Origin of the sequence: Hydrogenophaga sp. ANAO-22 (assembly GCF_042466645.1) — a bacterium.
Taxonomy (GTDB): domain Bacteria; phylum Pseudomonadota; class Gammaproteobacteria; order Burkholderiales; family Burkholderiaceae_C; genus Hydrogenophaga.
In genome coordinates, this window is sequence record NZ_CP159956.1 from 4,617,892 (window position 1) to 4,634,570 (window position 16,679).

Consider the following 16,679-nt stretch of genomic DNA (forward strand, 5'->3'; position numbering starts at 1 on the left):
GCCGGCACGTGGCGCAGCGGCCCGTGCGTCGGCGCGCCACGAAGAAGGCCTGAACGGCGAACCGTTCCGGCCCACCGGCTGCGCCTGCAGAACCGGTGCTGAGCGCCTCCCATTTCCCCACCATCGCACCGCGCCCTCGGCCATGAGGCGCGGTCCTCTGCGCGCGCCTTGACGCCGCATCACCGGCCGTCGCATCCGGGAAAACACTTATCTCACGATCGAGACAAGTATCAAAAAAGATACTAGTATCAAAACATAGAAGAGATGTCGAACCTCGCCGAAGCCTTGCGGCGATGTCCCGTGCAACGAAAGCCCTGTGGGGTGGAGACTCAAATGAGCAAGAAAGATGCGGTGGATGGCTACAGCTGGAAAGCCCTGGCGGGCTCGGCGGTGGGCTATGCGATGGATGGATTCGACCTGCTGATCCTGGGCTTCATGCTCAGCGCGATCTCGGCCGAGCTGCAACTGACGCCCAGCCAGGCCGGGTCCCTGGTGACCTGGACCCTGGTGGGCGCGGTCTTCGGCGGCATCGTCTTCGGGGCGCTGAGCGATCGGTACGGGCGCATCCGGGTGCTCACCTGGACCATCGTGCTGTTCGCCGTCTTCACCGGCCTGTGCGCGTTCGCGCAGGGCTACTGGGACTTGCTGATCTACCGCACGATCGCGGGCATCGGCCTGGGCGGGGAGTTCGGCATCGGCATGGCGCTGGCGGCCGAGGCCTGGCCCGCCAAACACCGCGCGCGAGTGTCCTCGTACGTGGCGCTGGGCTGGCAATGTGGCGTGCTCGGCGCCGCCTTGCTGACGCCCTTGCTCCTGCCCGTCATCGGCTGGCGTGGCATGTTCCTGGTGGGGGTGCTGCCCGCCCTGGTGGCCTGGGTGATCCGCAACAAGCTGCATGAACCCGAGGTGTTCGTGCGCCAGGCCGCCAGGCCGGCGTCGAAGGGGCAGGCCTTCAGGCTGCTGGCGAAGGACAAGGCGACCGCGAAGATCAGCGCGGGCATCGTGGTGCTGTGCTCGGTGCAGAACTTCGGCTACTACGGAATCATGATCTGGATGCCCAGCTTTCTGGCCAAGCAGCTCGGATTCAACCTCACCAAATCGGCCCTGTGGACCTCGGTGACCATCCTCGGGATGATGGCCGGCATCTTCATCTTCGGCCAGCTGGCCGATCGCATCGGCCGCAAGCCCAGCTTCCTGTTGTTCCAGGCGGGCGCCGTGGCCATGGTGCTGTTCTATTCGCAACTGACCGACCCCCTCCAGATGTTGTGGGCGGGTGCCGTGCTGGGCATGTTCGTCAACGGCATGCTGGGTGGCTACGGTGCGCTGATGTCGGAGGCCTACCCGACGGAGGCCCGTGCCACGGCGCAGAACGTGCTGTTCAACATCGGCCGCGGCGTGGGTGGGTTCGGGCCCGTGGTCGTGGGGGCGCTGGTCAGTGCCTATTCGTTCCAGATCGCCATCGCCTTGCTGGCCGCCATCTACCTGCTGGACATGGTGGCCACGGTGTTTCTCATTCCCGAACTCAAGGGCAAGGAGCTGGAATGACCGAAGCGCTCCAGCATCTCCCGGCCGCACCACGGGCCTGCGCCACCATGACCGAGCGCGCCTGCTTCCAGCGCAATGCCGAGGCGGTGGCCTCGCACCGCTGCGAGGTGGTGGAGCACCGCTGGGTCAACGACCGCTACAAGTACCTCCGGCTCACCGCCGAGGTGGATCTCGCGGCCATCACCCGGCCCGGGCAGTTCTACCAGCTCAAGTGCCCGTCGACCGACGACATGAAGCCCTTCCTGCTGCGGCCGATGAGCGTCTATGGCGTCGGCCCCGCGCCCGGCACGATCGAATTCCTCTACAACGTGACCGGCCTGGGCACGAAGGCCCTGGCGACCCTGGCCGTGGGGGGGCAGATGGACATCGTCGGCCCGCTGGGCAACACCTTCGTGCTGGACGCCAGTGTCCGACGCATCCTGGTGGTGGCGCGGGGTGTCGGCCTGGCCACCATGGCGCCCTTGCTGCAACTGGCGGCGCGCTCGGGCATCGCCATCACGGCGGTGATGTCGGCACGCGCACCCCAGGACCTGATGCGCGACGAATTCCTGCGCGGTGCGCAGGCCGATCTGCACGTGGTCCATGACAGCGATGGCAGCTCGTCGGTCGAGGCGGTCGAGGTGCTGGTGCGCCGGCTGATGGACGCGCAGCACCACGATGTGGTCTACACCTGTGGATCGCACCGCCTGCTCATGTTGCTGCAGCAGGTGCTGAAGGACTATCCGCAGACGCGCGGTGAAGTCGCCATGGAACAGCGGATGGCCTGTGGCATGGGGGTCTGCCTCTCCTGTGTGCGGCTGTTCGATCACGGCGGCGACAAGCGGTTCCTGCGCGTCTGCCGCGAAGGCCCGGTGTTCTCGATCGATCAGGTGGTGGGGGAGGTGGAGTTTGGCTGATCTCCATGTCAAAGTGGGCGACGTCGCGCTGCGCAACCCCGTCATGCCCGCCTCCGGCTGCTTCGCGATCGAATACGCCGAAGCGCTGGACTTCAACCGCCTGGGCGCGCTGGTGATCAAGAGCGTCTCGCCGAAACCGCGCGCGGGCAACCCCACGCCGCGGGTGACCGAAACCCACGGCGGGATGATGAACTCCATCGGCATCCCGAGCAAAGGCCTGGAACACTACCGGCGCGAGGTGCTGCCGCCCTACACGCGGTTCGACACGCCGGTCGTCGTGTCCATCTCGGCCGACACGGTGGACGAGTTCGCGCAGGCCATCGAGGAGATGTCGCTGCCGGAGGTCGCCGTGATCGAGGCGAACATCTCGTGCCCCAACCTGGAGGCCGATGGCATGGCCTTCGCGATGACGCCCGAAACCACCTACAAGGTGGTGAGCGCCATCCGGCGGCGAACCCAGCACCCGTTCTGGGTCAAGCTCACGCCCAACGCATCGCACATTGCCGCCGTGGCGAAAGCCGCCGAGGAGGCCGGGGCGGACGCCCTGGTGATGGGCAACACGGTGCTGGGCATGTCCATCGACGTCCGCACCCGCAAGCCCAAGCTGGGCAATGTGATGGGCGGCTTGTCGGGGCCCGCCATCAAGCCGATTGCCTTGCGCATGGTGCACCAGTGCTACCGCAGCGTGCGCATCCCGGTCATCGGTTGCGGCGGCATCTCCAACGCCGAGGACGCGGTCGAGTTCATGCTGGCCGGTGCCAGTGCCGTCCAGGTCGGCACCGCGTCGTTCATCGACCCCGGTGCGATGCAGAAGATCGTCGACGGGCTTCACGCCTTCTGCGATGAGACCGGTGTGACCCACGTCCGCGAGTTGACCGGCCAGGTCCGGCTGGATCGGCAGCTGTCCGACCGCTGGTTGCGCTTTGCCCAGCAATCGGGTTGATGCCCACCGCCGGCGATTGCCATGAACCTTGTTGAACTTCGGCCCCTGGCCGAAAAACTCTTTGCCGACGTCCGTGAACTCTCGTTCGACGGGGTGGGCGTGACACGGGAAAGCTACGGACCGGGCGAAACCGCCACGGCGGACTACCTGCGGGACTTCGCGCGCTCGGAAGGGCTGGTGGCCACCTCGGACCGGGCCGCCAACGTGGTGTTCTCGCTGCCGGACGCGCCGATGGACCGGCCTTCGGTCTGGATCGGTTCGCACATCGACTCGGTGCCGCAAGGCGGCAACTTCGACGGTCTGGCCGGGGTCGTGGCGGGCCTGCTGTGCCAGGTGGCCCTGCGGCGCCAGGGCGTCAGTCCCGCGGTGCCCATCCAGACCATCGCCTTCCGGGGCGAGGAAAGCGCCTGGTTCGGCAAGGCCTACATGGGCTCCGGCGCCCTGTTCGGCAAGCTGGGCGCCGAGGACCTGGCGCTGCGCCAGCGCAGCACCGGCGAGTGCCTGGCCGATTGCATGAAGCACAGCGGTGCCGACATCGAGGCGGTCCGCGCGCAGGACGTGCTCATCGACAAGGCGGCGGTCAAGGCCTATATCGAACTCCACATCGAGCAGGGGCCGGTGATGGTGGCGCGCCAGCTGCCGCTGGCCGTGGTGTCGGGCATCCGTGGCAACGTCCGGCACAACCGCATCGAGTGCCTGGGCGATGCCCAGCACTCCGGCGTGGTGCCGCGCTGGCTCCGCCACGACGCCGTCTTCGCCGTCTCCGACCTGGTCATGCGGCTGGACGCCCATTGGCGGGCCTTGCTGGAACGCGGCACCGACCTGGTGGTGACGGTGGGCATTCTGCAGACGGACCCGGCGGAACACTCCATTTCGCGCATTCCCGGCCAGGTGGGCTTCAGCCTGGAGGCGCGCAGCAAAAGCACGGACACGCTCGAAGCCTTCTACCAGCTGGTGCAGGCTGAGGTGAGCGCGATCGCCCGTGAGCGGGGCGTGAGCTTCCGCTTCGACCGCCGCCTGTTGAGCGAGCCCGCCACCATGGACGAGCGCCTGTGCGCCCTGTTGTCGCAGGCTTGCGCGGACCAGGGGGCGGCCTACGAGGTCCTGCCCAGCGGCGCGGGGCACGACGCCGCGCTGTTCGCCAACGCGGGCATTCCCAGCGCGATGCTGTTCATCCGCAACCAGAACGGCTCGCACAACCCGCACGAGTCCATGGACCTCGACGATTTCATGCTGGGCGTGCAGGCGCTCTCCGTCGCGGCCAGCCGCATCGCCTGAAGAGGCCGACCATGACCGACCTGATCACGATCCGACGCCCCGACGACTGGCACCTGCATCTTCGCGATGGCGACGTGCTGGCCACCGTGCTGCCCTACACCTCAGGGTCGTTCGGCCGGGCGATGGTGATGCCCAACCTCCAGCCGCCGGTGGCCACGGTGGAGGCGGCCCGTGCGTACCGGGCGCGCATCCTGGCCGCGGTGCCCGCGGGCGATCGCTTCATGCCCCTGATGACCGCCTACCTCTGCGACCACACGCCGCCCGACGAATTGCGCCGCGGCCACGAAGAGGGCGTGTTCAGCGCCGTCAAGCTGTACCCGTCGGGCGCCACCACGCATTCGGAATTTGGCGTGACGGACATGGCCAAGGTGGCCCCGGCGCTGGAGTGCATGCAGGCCATCGGGATGCCGCTGCTGCTGCACGGTGAGAGCACGGACCCGGCGGTGGACGTGTTCGATCGCGAGGCGGTGTTTCTCGAGCGCACGCTGCAGCCGCTGCTGCGCGACTTCCCCGCGCTGAAGGTGGTGCTGGAGCACATCACCACCGAAGAGGCGGCGCAGGTGGTGCGGTCCGATCACAGCGGGCGCCTGGGCGCGACCATCACGCCGCAGCACCTCCTGTTCAACCGCAATGCCATCTTCACCCAGGGCATCCGGCCGCACTTCTACTGCCTGCCGATCCTGAAGCGGGAGCGCCACCGGCTGGCCCTGATCCAGGTGGCGACCTCGGGCGACGCGCGCTTTTTCCTGGGCACCGACTCGGCGCCGCACGCGCGCGCGCTCAAGGAATCCGCCTGCGGCTGCGCCGGGATCTTCAACGCGCCCACCGCCCTGGCGGCCTACGCCACGGTCTTCGATCAGGCCGGCGCGCTCGATCGCCTGGAGGCCTTTGCGAGCCTCAACGGGCCCCGGTTCTACGGCCTCTCGCCCAACGAGGACACCCTCACCCTGCTGCGTGCGCCGCAAGCGGTGCCCGACAACGTGGCGCTGCCCGGCGGCGCGGCGATCCACCCTTTCCTGGGCGGGAGCACCGTGCCCTGGCAGGTGCGCCCGGCGCGGCCCGCCGCACCGCATTGAAAGCATCCATGAACACGACCCCTTTCCGGATCGAGCACGACCTTCTGGGCGACCGCGAGGTGCCCGCGAACGCCTACTACGGTGTCCATACCCTGCGGGCGCAGGAGAACTTCCAGATCACGGGCGCGACCATCGCCTCCTTTCCCGATCTGGTGGTGGCGCTGGCGACGGTCAAATCGGCCGCCGCCGCCGCCAACGCGGAGTTGGGCCTGCTGCCGCTTGCCAAGCGCGACGCCATCGTCGCCGCCTGCGACGAAATCCGCGCGGGCGCCTTGCACGATCAATTCGTGGTGGATGTCCTGCAAGGTGGCGCCGGCACGTCGACCAACATGAACGCCAACGAAGTGGTGTGCAACCGCGCGCTGGAAATCCTCGGGCATCGGCGCGGCGAGTACCAGCACCTGCATCCGAACGAGGACGTGAACATGGCGCAGAGCACCAACGACGTCTATCCCACGGCGATCCGCCTCGCGACCTGCTGGGCCATCGAGCGCCTGCTGGCGGCCATGCGGCACCTGAAGGCGGCCTTCGAGCGCAAGGCGTCCGAATTCGCGCCGCTGTTGAAGATCGGCCGGACCCAGCTGCAGGACGCCGTGCCCATGACGCTGGGCCAGGAGTTTTCGACCTACGCCGTCATGCTGGACGAGGACATGGCGCGCCTGCGCGAGGCCGCGTCGCTGATCCGCGAAATCAACCTCGGGGCCACGGCCATCGGCACCGGCATCACGGCCCACCCCGAGTACGCCGCACGGGCGCTGCGGCATCTGGTGCGGCTGACCGGGATCGAGCTGAGCACGGCACCGAACCTGATCGAAGCGACGCAGGACTGCGGCGCGTTCGTGCAACTCTCCGGCGTGCTCAAGCGCATCGCGGTGAAGCTGTCCAAGACCTGCAACGACCTGCGGCTGCTGTCCAGTGGCCCGCGCTCGGGCTTGGGCGAAATCAACCTGCCCGCCATGCAGGCCGGGTCGTCCATCATGCCCGGCAAGGTCAATCCGGTGATTCCGGAAGTGGTCAACCAGATCGCGTTCGAGGTCTTCGGTGCGGACACGACCGTGACCTTCGCCGCCGAGGCGGGCCAGCTCCAGCTCAACGCCTTCGAGCCGGTGATCGCCAACGCGCTTTTTCGCAGCTTCAAACACCTGACCCACGGGTGCATGGCGCTGGCCGACCGCTGCATCGACGGCATCACGGCCAACCCGGACCGGTTGCGCGAGAACATCGAGCGCTCGATCGCGCTGGTGACGGCCCTCAACCCGCTCATCGGCTACCAGGCGGCGACCGCCGTGGCCGCCGAGGCGTTCGCCAACGGGACGACTGTGCGCGACGTCGTGCTGGCGCGCCGCCTGCTCACCGAAGCCGAACTGAACGAAGCCCTCCACCACGACGTCCTCACGCGGCCTCGGGTCTTCCTGTCCGGAGCCCGCCCATGAGCCCGTCCGTTCCGGGCCATGAACCGCGGGTGCGCCACCGGATGGCGCGCGACCGGGGGAGGGCGCCCGTTCGACGCAGGTATGTCTTTTCCAGCGGGTGCCCTATATTCTCTTTTTTGATTCGACCGAGTGAAAAAGAGATGAGCACACCCGTCTTGCCGCCAGCTTCCTCGATTGACTATGCGGACCTGGGCAACCGGCTCAAGGCCTACCGCATCGGCGCGTCGCTGCAGGCCGAGGATGTGGCCGAGCAGCTCGGCGTGTCGCGCGCGGTGGTGTACCGCATGGAGAAGGGCGAGATCGTCAAGATCGAGACCCTGGAAAGGCTGGCGCAGCTGCTGAACACGTCGCTGGCCTCCTTGCTGGGAGTGGAAGTCGAGTACTACTCGAACGCCCTGGGTCTGTTCGAACGCATGCGCCAGCTCGAGCAGACATCCGACCGCATCCTGGCCCACTTCGAACCCATTTCCTTGCTGCTGACCTCCGACGAGTACCTGACGCACCTGCGGGAAATGCTGCTCGAGGCCTCGCCGAAGTCCCAGGGCAAAGCGCGCCAGGGCGAAGTGGAGGACATGCTGACCATCCTGGCCGAGCGTCGGCGGTTCTTCGAGCAGCGCCGCATGAGCATCGTGAGCCTGATCGGCATGCGCGAGCTGGAGCGCTTCGTGCTGACGGGGCTGGTCGGGCGGGTCGATCTCCCGCACGAGGTCCGGATGCAGCGCGTGCGGGCCGCGCGCAACGAAGTGGTGCGCATTGCCGATCTGATGGAGAGCGAGCCGCTGAATGTGCAGATCGGCCTGATCGACGATGCCATGCCCTCGTCGACCTTCCAGCTGTTCTCCGGGAACCAGCGCACCGTGCTGGCGGTGAGCCCTTTCCGGCTGGGCGAGTTGCCCAACGTGCGCAACGGCATTGCCACCGTGACCGCCTCACCCGAAGCCGTGCGCCTGTACGAGGACATGATCGGCCGCCTCTGGAAGAGCGCCTACAAGGGCCGCACGGGCGCGCAGCGCTTGCGGCGCCTGCTGGAGCGGGTGGATCCATTGACGGAGTTGCCATGATGCCCAACCCATCCTCCGCCCATGCGGTGGCCGAGATGCTGATCGAGGCGGGCTGCGTCAGCTGCCGGACCGACGAGCCTTTCCGCTTGCCATCGGGCTGGGCCAGCCCGGTGTACATGGATTGCCGGCGACTGATTTCGTTTCCACGGACGCGGCAGGTGCTGCTGGAGCAGGCCCTGGCCCGGCTTCGCGCCGCCGGCGCCCTGGAGGGCCTGGCCGCCGTGGCGGGAGGAGAGTCCAGCGGCATCGCCTTCGCGGCCTGGATGGCGGGTGCCTTGAACCTGCCCCTGCAATACGTTCGCAAGCGGGCCGTGGGCCAGGCGCAGGTGGAAGGGGTGGTGGCGCCCGGCTCGGCGGTGCTGCTGGTGGACGACCTGATGGCCGCGGGCCTGTCCAAGCTCACCTTCTGCCAGGCACTGCGCGCGCGGGGTGCCGTGGTCCGCGACGTCTTCGTGGTCTTCGACTACGGCACCTTCGATGCCACCGCGATGCTGCACGCGCACCAGATGCGGGTCCATGCCCTGTGCACCTGGCAGGACGTGCTGGATGCCGCGCGCGGGCGCGATGGGTTCGACCCATCGGCCCTCGCGGAATGGGCCGCATTTCTTCGAACCCCGGGGGCGTGGTCCGAGGCCCATGGTGGCATCGCATCCTCCCCCGTGTCCCCTGTCCCCGCTTAAAGGAGAACCTCCGGCATGACTTTTCAACACATCGCGCAGACGTTTGCGCAGGGCCTGGCGGGAACCGACCAGTTCAAGGCGTTCTACAAAGGCGCGTTCGCCCTCATGAAGACGGATCCGGACAACGCCGCGCTGTATTTCGTGGTGGGCGTCGCGGCCCACTCCTATGTGCAGAAGTTCGAAGACCAGGCGGTGGACCCCGCGCAGGCGGACCAGGCCAAGGCGACGCTCGACGCCTTCAATGCGCGCTTGCTGGCGTCGCTGTCCCAGTCGCCCGAGGACCGCCTGGCCGCGGTGAGCGCCGTGGCGCTCGACTACGAGTGGAACGTCCAGGCGTTCTGAACGTCCCCGGGTGCCATGGCCGTCATCGGCGTCATGGGTTCGGGCTCCCGACCCTGGAACCGGCTCGCCAGACCACTGGGCGCGTGGATCGCCGAGGCCGGCCACCACCTGCTCACAGGCGGTGGCCAGGGCGTGATGGCGAGCGTGGGCAAGGCGTTTCACGAACACCCCGGCCGGCGCGGTTGCGCCATCGGGGTGCTGCCCACCCTGGCCGACCCCGAGCACGGTTTCCGACCGCTGGAGGGCTACCCCAACGCGCATGTCGACATCCGGATCGTCACGCCGCTCCCGCGCCGCGCCGCATCCGATCCACCCGGGCTGCGCACGCGCAACCACGTGAACGTGCTGAGCAGCGACGTCGTCGTGGCCTTGCCGGGTGCGCACGGCACCCGCGATGAGGTGCGCCTTTGCCTGGCGTTCCACAAACCCGTCATCGGCTTCGGGCCGCGGGCGCAGTTCGCGGACATGCCGGGCGAGCTGTTGGTCGTGCAGCGCCTCGAGCGCGTCGTCGCGTTCATCGAAGACCGGCTGAAAGCCTGATCCCTTCGCCCCTCGGCACGCGCGCGTTCAGGCGCCGTTGCCGTAGTCCAGCCTGGGGTACCAGTCCGTGCCGCGCCCGCCCGGCGTGAGGTCCAGGATGTTCCACAGCGGCGTGGGGTCGGGCGCGCCGCGCGGGTCCTGGCCCGGGTCGGCCGTGCCGCCGAGCTCGGAGCCCCAGAAGTGCCGCACCTGGCCGTCGCGCCGCACCCAGACATCGAGCGCGGGCCACTCCTCGCCATTGGGTGCCAGGCCCCGGTAGTCGCGCGCGAAGCGGTCGCCCACCGTCGCGTAGAACTTCAGGTTCTTCCAGCCCCGCTCGCGCGCGAAGGCCAGTTGCCGCTCCACCGGCGAGCGGCCGATCACCGCCAGCGCCACGCGCTGCGAGAGGTCGCGCGCGGGAATGTCGAGCGAGCCGATGAACGCGGTGCACATCGGGCAGGGCCGCTCGCGTTGCGGCCCGTACATCCAGAAGTAGGTCACCAGCGTGTCGTGCGCGCCGAACAGCGCCTTCCAGCCCACCGTCTTGCCGTTCTCGTCGCGGAACTCGTAATCGGCCGCCACGCCACCCGGCGGCAGCGCGCGCCGCTGCGCGGCCACGCGCTCGATGTGGCGCCGCAGTTCGATCTCTTCGGCCAGCAGCGCCGTGCGCGCGGCGCGGTACTCGCTGCTGTCGTTGGGGTAGGGCTGGCTGGCCGCCCGGGCCAGTTCGGTGGCGGGCTGGAGCGAGGCGGTCATCGGAGGTCCTTTGCGGGTGATCGAAGTGCCAGCCTATCGCGTTCCCCCAGCCTTGTTGGTGCGCTACCTCACGCAGCCCGGCCGGGGCGGCACAATCGCGCGCATGAACCAACAAGTGATCGTGGCGGGCGGTGGCATTGGTGGACTGGCTTGCGCCCTGGCGCTGGCCCGCGCGGGCGTGCGCTCGGTGGTGCTGGAACAGGCCGAAGCCTTTGGCGAGGTGGGGGCGGGCCTGCAGCTGGGGCCGAACGCGGTGCGCGTGCTGGCCGAGTGGGGCCTGATGGACGCCCTGCAGTCCTGCGCCGCGTTCCCGGAGGCGCTGCGCGTGCGCGACGCCCACCGGGCCAACCAGCTCGGCCACCTGCGCCTGGGCGCCCTGGCGCTGGCGCGCCACGGGCAGCACTACGCCACCCTGCACCGCGCGGACCTGCACGGCCTGCTGCTGAGCGCGGTGCAGCGCCGACCCGAGGTGCAGCTGCGTCTGGGCGCGCGGCTGGCGAGCTGGACGGAAGACGGCGAGGGCGTGCAGGTGGCGCTGGAGGATGGCGAGACGCTGTCGGGCGAGGCGCTGATCGGCTGCGATGGCCTGTGGAGCCGGGTGCGCGCCGGCCTGCTCGGCGGGCCGCCCGTGCGCGCCACCGGCCACCTGGCCTACCGGGGCATGGTGCGCTCGGTGGACCTGCCCACGCCCCTGCGCGCCAACCTGGTCACGGCCTGGCTGGCGCCGCGCCTGCACGTGGTGCACTACCCGGTGAAGCAGGGCGACTGGTTCAACCTCGTGGCGGTGGTGCAAGGCCAGCTGCCGCCCGGCGACGACCCCCAGGGCTGGACGCACGAGGCCCACGCCAGCGACCTGCGGCGCGCCCTGGGCCCGGCCTGCGGCGAGCTGATGGCCATGGTCGCGGCCGTGCCCGACTGGACGCTGTGGCCGCTGAACGACCGGCCCGCCTTGCGCGGCCCGCACGAACAGGCGCGCGGCCGCGTGGCCCTGCTGGGCGACGCGGCCCACCCCATGCGGCCCTATTTCGCGCAGGGCGCGGCCATGGCCATCGAGGACGCCTGGACGCTCGGGCGCCTGGTGCAGGACCGCGAGGCCGGCATCGACTGGGCGCTGCGGCTGTCGTGCTACGCCCGGACCCGCTGGCAGCGCAACGCGCGCGTGCAGAAGCTCTCGCAGCGCAACGGCGTGGTCTTTCACGCCCAGGGCATGCTGCGCTGGGCGCGGGACTCCGCCATGAGCATGCTGGGCGAACGATTGCTGGACAATACGTGGCTCTACGACGGACCGCCCGAGCCGATGAGATGATGAGACACCCCCCTGCGCCGCTGCGCGGCTTCCCCCTCCGTGGCGCGCCTTCGGCGCTTCGAGGGGGACGGCATCTCGGGCCGGCGCAGCCGGACCCTTGATGCCTCTGGAGGGTGCACTTCTTTCGTTGCGGGTCGCGCTCCGGAGCAGTGAGAATCCTTGTGCATCCATCCCGAAACCAGAGGCAGACATGAACTTCCAGAACACCCCCGTCACCCGCCGCCATGCCCTGGCCACCGCCGCCGCCGTGGCCGCTTCCACCGTGCTGCCCAGCGCGCACGCCCAGGCCGCCTGGCCCAGCCGGCCGCTGAAGATCATCGTGGGCTTCCCCGGCGGTTCCTCGCCCGACCTCACCGCGCGGCTCCTGGCCGAGCCGCTGCAGCAGGCCCTGGGCCAGCCGGTGGTGATCGAGAACCGGCCCGGTGCCGGCGGCAACATCGCCGCCGCGGCGGTGGCGCGCGCCACCGACGACCACACCATCGGCCTGATGATCAACGGCAACATGACGATCGCCAAGATCCTCAACCCCGACACCACCTACGACCCGATCACCGAGCTGGCCCCCGTCTCGCTGATCGCCGTCGCGCCCCTGGTGCTCAGCGTGCCCGCCGGCGTGGCCGAGAGCGGCGCGGCCTACATCGCCGCCGCGCGCGCCTCCGGCGACAAGTGGAACTACGGCACGCCCGGCGTGGGCACCGTGGCCCACCTGGGCATGGAGCTGCTCAAGAGCCGCGCCGGCATCGCGCCGGTGCACGTGCCGTACCCGGGCAACCCGCAGGTCATCACCGCCATGCTGGGGGGCCAGGTACAGATGTCGCTGCTGCCCCCGGGCCTGGCCATGCCGCAGGTGACGGCGGGCAAGCTCAAGGCCATCGGCGTCACGTCGACCGGCCGCAGCAGCCTGGTGCCCGGCGTGCCCAGCCTGAGCGAGGCCGGCGTGCGCGACTTCCAGCTCGAGATCTGGAACGCCGTGGCCGCGCCCAACAGCCTGCCCAAGGCGCACGTGAACCGCCTGGCCACCCTGCTGACCGAGATCGTGCGCCGCGAGGACATCCGCCAGAAAATCTTCGGCCAGGGCTGGCAGGTCGCCGGCACCGGCCCCGAAGGCCTGGCGCGCCGCATCAAGAGCGACACGGCCGCCATGGCCGAGGTCATCCAGCGCAACCACATCCGTCCGGGCTGAGCGGCCGCTCCCCGCCGGCTGGCGGGGTCTCGCGGGTGGTGGCGCGAACGCCCGCGAACTGCTAATGTCGCGCTCTCATGAGTGAACACGCTGCGCCCGCGCCCGTTGGGGTCCGCCTCCACGCGCTGGACAACCTGCGCGCCATCCTCATGTGGCTGGGCATCGTGTTGCACGTGGCGGCGGTCTACACGACGCACCCCATGCCCAACGTCTGGCTCGACGAGCAGCGCACGGCCTTTGCCGATGCCCTCGTGAGCTTCATCCACGTGTTCCGCATGCCCGCCTTCTTCATCCTGGCGGGTTTTTTCGCGGCGCTGCTGGCCGAATCGCGCGGCCCGGGCGGCCTGCTGCGCAACCGGCTCGCGCGCCTGGCCCTGCCGTTCGCGATCTTCTGGCCCATCCTGTGGGTGCTCACCAGCCTGGCGGCGCTGCTGTTCCTGAACCGGCTGGCGCTCAACCAATGGGGGTTCGACCTGGCCGTGGCCGCGAACGTGCCCGACCGCGGCATCAGCACCATGCACATGTGGTTCCTGTGGCTGCTGCTGTGGTTCTGCGTGATCACCGCCGGGCTGATGCGCCTGCCCCGGCGCTGGTTCGCGCCCGCTGGCGCGGTGCTGGCCTGGGTGGCGCGCCGGCCCTGGGGCTTCGCGCTGCTGGCGCTGCCGCTGCTGGCCGCCACCGCCGGCTACCCGCGTGGCTTCATCGTGAACTCGGGCTCCTTCCTGCCGCCGTGGAACGAGTGGGTGCACTACGGCGTGTACTTCGGCTTCGGGCTGATGCTGCATGGGCAGCAGGCGGTGCTGTTCGCGCAGTTCCAGCGCCGCTGGGGGCTTTTCGCGGCGCTCGGCCTGGGGTTCTACCTGCTGTCCGGCCTGGTGACGCAGCGCCACGGCCCCATGCTGCTGGGCGCCTACAGCTTCCATTGCGCGGCCTGGCTCTGGGCCTTCGCGTCGATCGGCCTGGCCTTGCGCTTCCTGCAGTCGCGCCACAGGGTGCTGGGTTACCTCGCGGAGAGCGCCTACTGGGTCTACCTGGTGCACTTCCCGTTCACCATCCTGTTCGGCGCGCTGCTGTACCAGCTGCCGTTGCCCGCCCTGCTCAAGATCGCCATCAACATCACAGCCACCACGCTGGTCTGCCTGGGCAGCTACCAGCTCTTCGTGCGCCACACCTGGATCAGCCAGCTGCTCAATGGCAAGCGCCACCCCCGGCCCCGGCGCGACCTGCCCGGCGCGGCCGGCGGCCTGGCCTGATCCCGGCCGGGGGACTGGCCTCAGGCCGATGCGCGCAAGGCCCGCGCCGCGGCCACCATGTTGCCCAGCGCCGGGATGATCTCGGGCCACTGGCGGGTCTTGAGCCCGCAGTCCGGGTTCACCCACAGGCGCTCGGCGGGGATGCGCCGCGCCGCCTTCTTCATCAGCTGCACGATGTGGTCCTGCGTGGGGATGTTGGGCGAGTGGATGTCGTAGACGCCCGGGCCGATCTGATTCGGGTAGTTGAAGTGGTCGAACGCGTCGAGCAGCTCCATGTCCGAGCGCGAGGTCTCGATGGTGATCACGTCGGCGTCCATGTCGGCGATCGAGGCGAGGATGTCGTTGAACTCCGAATAACACATGTGGGTGTGGATCTGCGTCTCGTCGCGCACGCCGTTGGCGGTGAGGCGGAACGCCTCCACCGCCCAGCCCAGGTAGTTCGGCCACAACGAGCGGCGCAGCGGCAGGCCTTCGCGCAGCGCCGCCTCGTCGATCTGGATCACCCGAACGCCGGCCTGTTCCAGGTCCAGCACCTCCTGGCGGATCGCCAGCGCGAGTTGCTGGCAGGTGAGCGAACGCGGCTGGTCGTCGCGCACGAAGGACCAGTTCAGGATCGTGACCGGCCCGGTGAGCATGCCCTTCATGGGTTTGTCCGTGAGCGACTGCGCGTAGGTGATCCACTCCACCGTCATCGGGCGGGGCCGGGCGATGTCGCCGAACAGGATGGGCGGTTTCACGCAGCGCGAACCGTAGGACTGCACCCAGCCGAACTGGCTGAACGCATAGCCGTCGAGCTGCTCGCCGAAGTACTCCACCATGTCGTTGCGCTCGGCCTCGCCGTGCACCAGCACGTCCAGGCCCAGCGCTTCCTGCTCGCGCACGCTGCGCGCGATCTCGGCCTGCATGGCCGCGCGGTAGCCCGCCGCGTCGAGGCGCCCGGCCTTGAACTCGCTGCGCGCGTGGCGGATCTCCGCCGTCTGCGGGAACGAGCCGATGGTGGTGGTGGGGTAGGCCGGCAGCTTCAGCAGCGCGGCCTGCCGCGGCGCGCGCTCGGCATAGGGGCTCTGGCGCTGGCCGAGGCGCGCGTCGATCGCCGAGACCTCGGCCTGCACCGCCGGCTTGTGCACGCGTGCCGACGCCCGGCGCGCCGCCAGCGCGGCGCGGTTGGCGGCGAGTTCGTCGCGCACGGCGTCGCGGCCTTCGTTCAGCGCCCGCGCGAGCAGCCTCAGTTCGTCGAGCTTCTGCAGCGCGAAGGCCAGCCAGGACTTCACCTCGGCGTCCAGCTTCTGTTCGCTGCCCAGGTCCACCGGCACGTGCAGCAGGGAGCACGAGGGCGCGATCCACAGCCGCTCGCCCAGGCGCTGCGCGAGCGGCTCCAGCCAGTCCAGCAGTTCCGTGAGGTCGGTCTTCCAGATGTTGCGCCCGCTGACGACGCCCAGCGACAGCACCTTGTGCGCGGGCATCAGGTGGATCAGGGGCAGCACGTCGTCGCGCGCGTCCAGGGTGTCGATGTGCAGCCCGGCCACCGGCAGGTTCGCGGCCAGGTACTTGTTCTCCAGCAGGGGGCCGAAGTAGGTGGCCAGCAGCAGCTTGGTGCGGCAGATTTTCAGGTGGTGGTAGGCGGTGTTGAACGCGTGCTGCCACTCGGCGTCGAGTTCGGTGACGAGCAGCGGTTCGTCGATCTGCACCCACTCCACGCCCTGCGCGGCCAGCGCGTCCAGCAGCTGCGCGTAGACCGGCAGCAGGCGCGGCAGCAGCGCGAGTTTGTCGCTGCCGTCCTTGGCCTTGCCCAGCGCCAGGTAGGTCACCGGGCCCACGATGACCGGCTTGGCCTTCACGCCCTGGGCCTGGGCTTCGGCGAGCTGCGCGAGCAGGCGCGAGGCGTCGAGCTGGAAGTCGGTGGTGACCGTGAACTCGGGGACGATGTAGTGGTAGTTGGTGTCGAACCACTTGGTCATCTCGCCCGCGGCCACGCCGCCGCCGCAGGCGCCGTGCTCGTCCACGGCCTGGGCCGAGCGGCCCCGGGCCACGCGGAACAGGTTGTCCAGCGCATCACCATGGAAACCGCTCACGCGCTGGGGCAGGTTGCCCAGCGTGAAGCTCATGTCCAGCACCTGGTCGTAGAACGAGAAGTCGCCCACGGGCACGAAGTCCAGGCCGGTCTGGTCGGCCCAGTGGCGCTGGCGCAGTTGCGCGCCGAGCGCCTCCAGGGCGTCGCGCGAGGACTCGCCCTTCCAGTAGGACTCGAGCGCGAACTTGAGTTCGCGCCGGGCGCCGATGCGGGGAAAGCCGAGGTTGTGGAGGGTGGTCATGGGCCGCTCTGAGGTGGAAATTGAAAGGAAAGAGCGGCGGATGGTAGGCAAATGGATCGATGAAGTAAAATGGTCTTATCTCACGTATTCATGAAT

At 69.2% G+C, this 16,679-nt stretch carries 15 protein-coding genes; 13 read left to right on the forward strand and 2 right to left on the reverse strand.

Annotation, left to right across the window (positions count from 1 at the left end):
- Positions 1-333 precede the first annotated feature (333 nt).
- The 10 genes from ABSY19_RS22305 to ABSY19_RS22350 all read left to right on the forward strand — a co-directional run bounded on the left by ABSY19_RS22305 (position 334) and on the right by ABSY19_RS22350 (position 9,794).
- Positions 334-1,545, forward strand: a complete 1,212-nt coding sequence (locus ABSY19_RS22305; RefSeq protein ID WP_382156007.1) for an MFS transporter — start codon at positions 334-336, stop codon at positions 1,543-1,545.
- 47 nt (positions 1,546-1,592) lie between these two features.
- Positions 1,593-2,441, forward strand: a complete 849-nt coding sequence (locus tag ABSY19_RS22310) for a dihydroorotate dehydrogenase electron transfer subunit (RefSeq protein ID WP_382163907.1) — start codon at positions 1,593-1,595, stop codon at positions 2,439-2,441.
- Positions 2,434-3,384 (forward strand): dihydroorotate dehydrogenase, encoded by a 951-nt coding sequence (locus ABSY19_RS22315; RefSeq protein ID WP_382156010.1) that lies wholly within the window; start codon positions 2,434-2,436, stop codon positions 3,382-3,384. Before ABSY19_RS22310 ends, ABSY19_RS22315 begins: the two co-directional genes overlap by 8 nt.
- Before the next feature lie 21 nt (positions 3,385-3,405).
- A complete protein-coding gene (locus ABSY19_RS22320; protein ID WP_382156013.1) occupies positions 3,406-4,662 on the forward strand; it encodes a hydantoinase/carbamoylase family amidase in 1,257 nt (418 codons plus the stop codon).
- An 11-nt stretch (positions 4,663-4,673) separates the two neighbouring features.
- The gene (gene pyrC, locus ABSY19_RS22325) at positions 4,674-5,738 is read left to right on the forward strand and encodes a dihydroorotase (RefSeq protein WP_382156016.1); all 1,065 of its coding nucleotides are present in this window, start codon (positions 4,674-4,676) and stop codon (positions 5,736-5,738) included.
- An 8-nt stretch (positions 5,739-5,746) separates the two neighbouring features.
- A complete protein-coding gene (gene aspA / locus ABSY19_RS22330; protein WP_382156019.1) occupies positions 5,747-7,171 on the forward strand; it encodes an aspartate ammonia-lyase in 1,425 nt (474 codons plus the stop codon).
- Between the two features lie 140 nt (positions 7,172-7,311).
- Positions 7,312-8,232, forward strand: coding sequence for a helix-turn-helix domain-containing protein (locus ABSY19_RS22335; RefSeq protein WP_382156022.1), 921 nt, complete (start codon positions 7,312-7,314; stop codon positions 8,230-8,232).
- Positions 8,229-8,912 carry an orotate phosphoribosyltransferase gene (locus tag ABSY19_RS22340; protein WP_382156025.1) on the forward strand — a complete coding sequence of 228 codons (684 nt, stop codon included), beginning with the start codon at positions 8,229-8,231 and terminating at the stop codon, positions 8,910-8,912. The genes ABSY19_RS22335 and ABSY19_RS22340 overlap by 4 nt, the downstream gene beginning before the upstream one ends.
- A 15-nt stretch (positions 8,913-8,927) precedes the next feature.
- Entirely contained in the window at positions 8,928-9,254 is a 327-nt protein-coding gene (locus ABSY19_RS22345; protein ID WP_382156028.1) for a hypothetical protein, read from the forward strand.
- Positions 9,255-9,269: 15 nt separating this feature from the next.
- The gene (locus ABSY19_RS22350; protein WP_382156030.1) at positions 9,270-9,794 is read left to right on the forward strand and encodes a DNA-binding protein; all 525 of its coding nucleotides are present in this window, start codon (positions 9,270-9,272) and stop codon (positions 9,792-9,794) included.
- A 27-nt stretch (positions 9,795-9,821) separates the two neighbouring features.
- Here ABSY19_RS22350 and ABSY19_RS22355 read toward each other — a convergent pair whose 3' ends face one another.
- The gene (locus ABSY19_RS22355; RefSeq protein WP_382156033.1) at positions 9,822-10,529 is read right to left on the reverse strand and encodes a DUF899 family protein; all 708 of its coding nucleotides are present in this window, start codon (positions 10,527-10,529) and stop codon (positions 9,822-9,824) included.
- A 103-nt stretch (positions 10,530-10,632) separates the two neighbouring features.
- Here ABSY19_RS22355 and ABSY19_RS22360 point away from each other — a divergent pair, with 103 nt between their 5' ends.
- The 3 genes from ABSY19_RS22360 to ABSY19_RS22370 all read left to right on the forward strand — a co-directional run bounded on the left by ABSY19_RS22360 (position 10,633) and on the right by ABSY19_RS22370 (position 14,271).
- Positions 10,633-11,835, forward strand: a complete 1,203-nt coding sequence (locus ABSY19_RS22360) for an FAD-dependent monooxygenase (protein ID WP_382156036.1) — start codon at positions 10,633-10,635, stop codon at positions 11,833-11,835.
- Positions 11,836-12,025: 190 nt separating this feature from the next.
- Positions 12,026-13,018 (forward strand): Bug family tripartite tricarboxylate transporter substrate binding protein, encoded by a 993-nt coding sequence (locus ABSY19_RS22365; protein ID WP_382156038.1) that lies wholly within the window; start codon positions 12,026-12,028, stop codon positions 13,016-13,018.
- Between the two features lie 77 nt (positions 13,019-13,095).
- Positions 13,096-14,271: an acyltransferase family protein gene (locus ABSY19_RS22370; protein ID WP_382156041.1), complete on the forward strand. Its 1,176-nt coding sequence runs from the start codon at positions 13,096-13,098 to the stop codon at positions 14,269-14,271.
- A 20-nt stretch (positions 14,272-14,291) separates the two neighbouring features.
- Here ABSY19_RS22370 and metE read toward each other — a convergent pair whose 3' ends face one another.
- Positions 14,292-16,583, reverse strand: coding sequence for a 5-methyltetrahydropteroyltriglutamate--homocysteine S-methyltransferase (gene metE, locus ABSY19_RS22375; protein ID WP_382156043.1), 2,292 nt, complete (start codon positions 16,581-16,583; stop codon positions 14,292-14,294).
- Between the last annotated feature and the right edge of the window lie 96 nt (positions 16,584-16,679).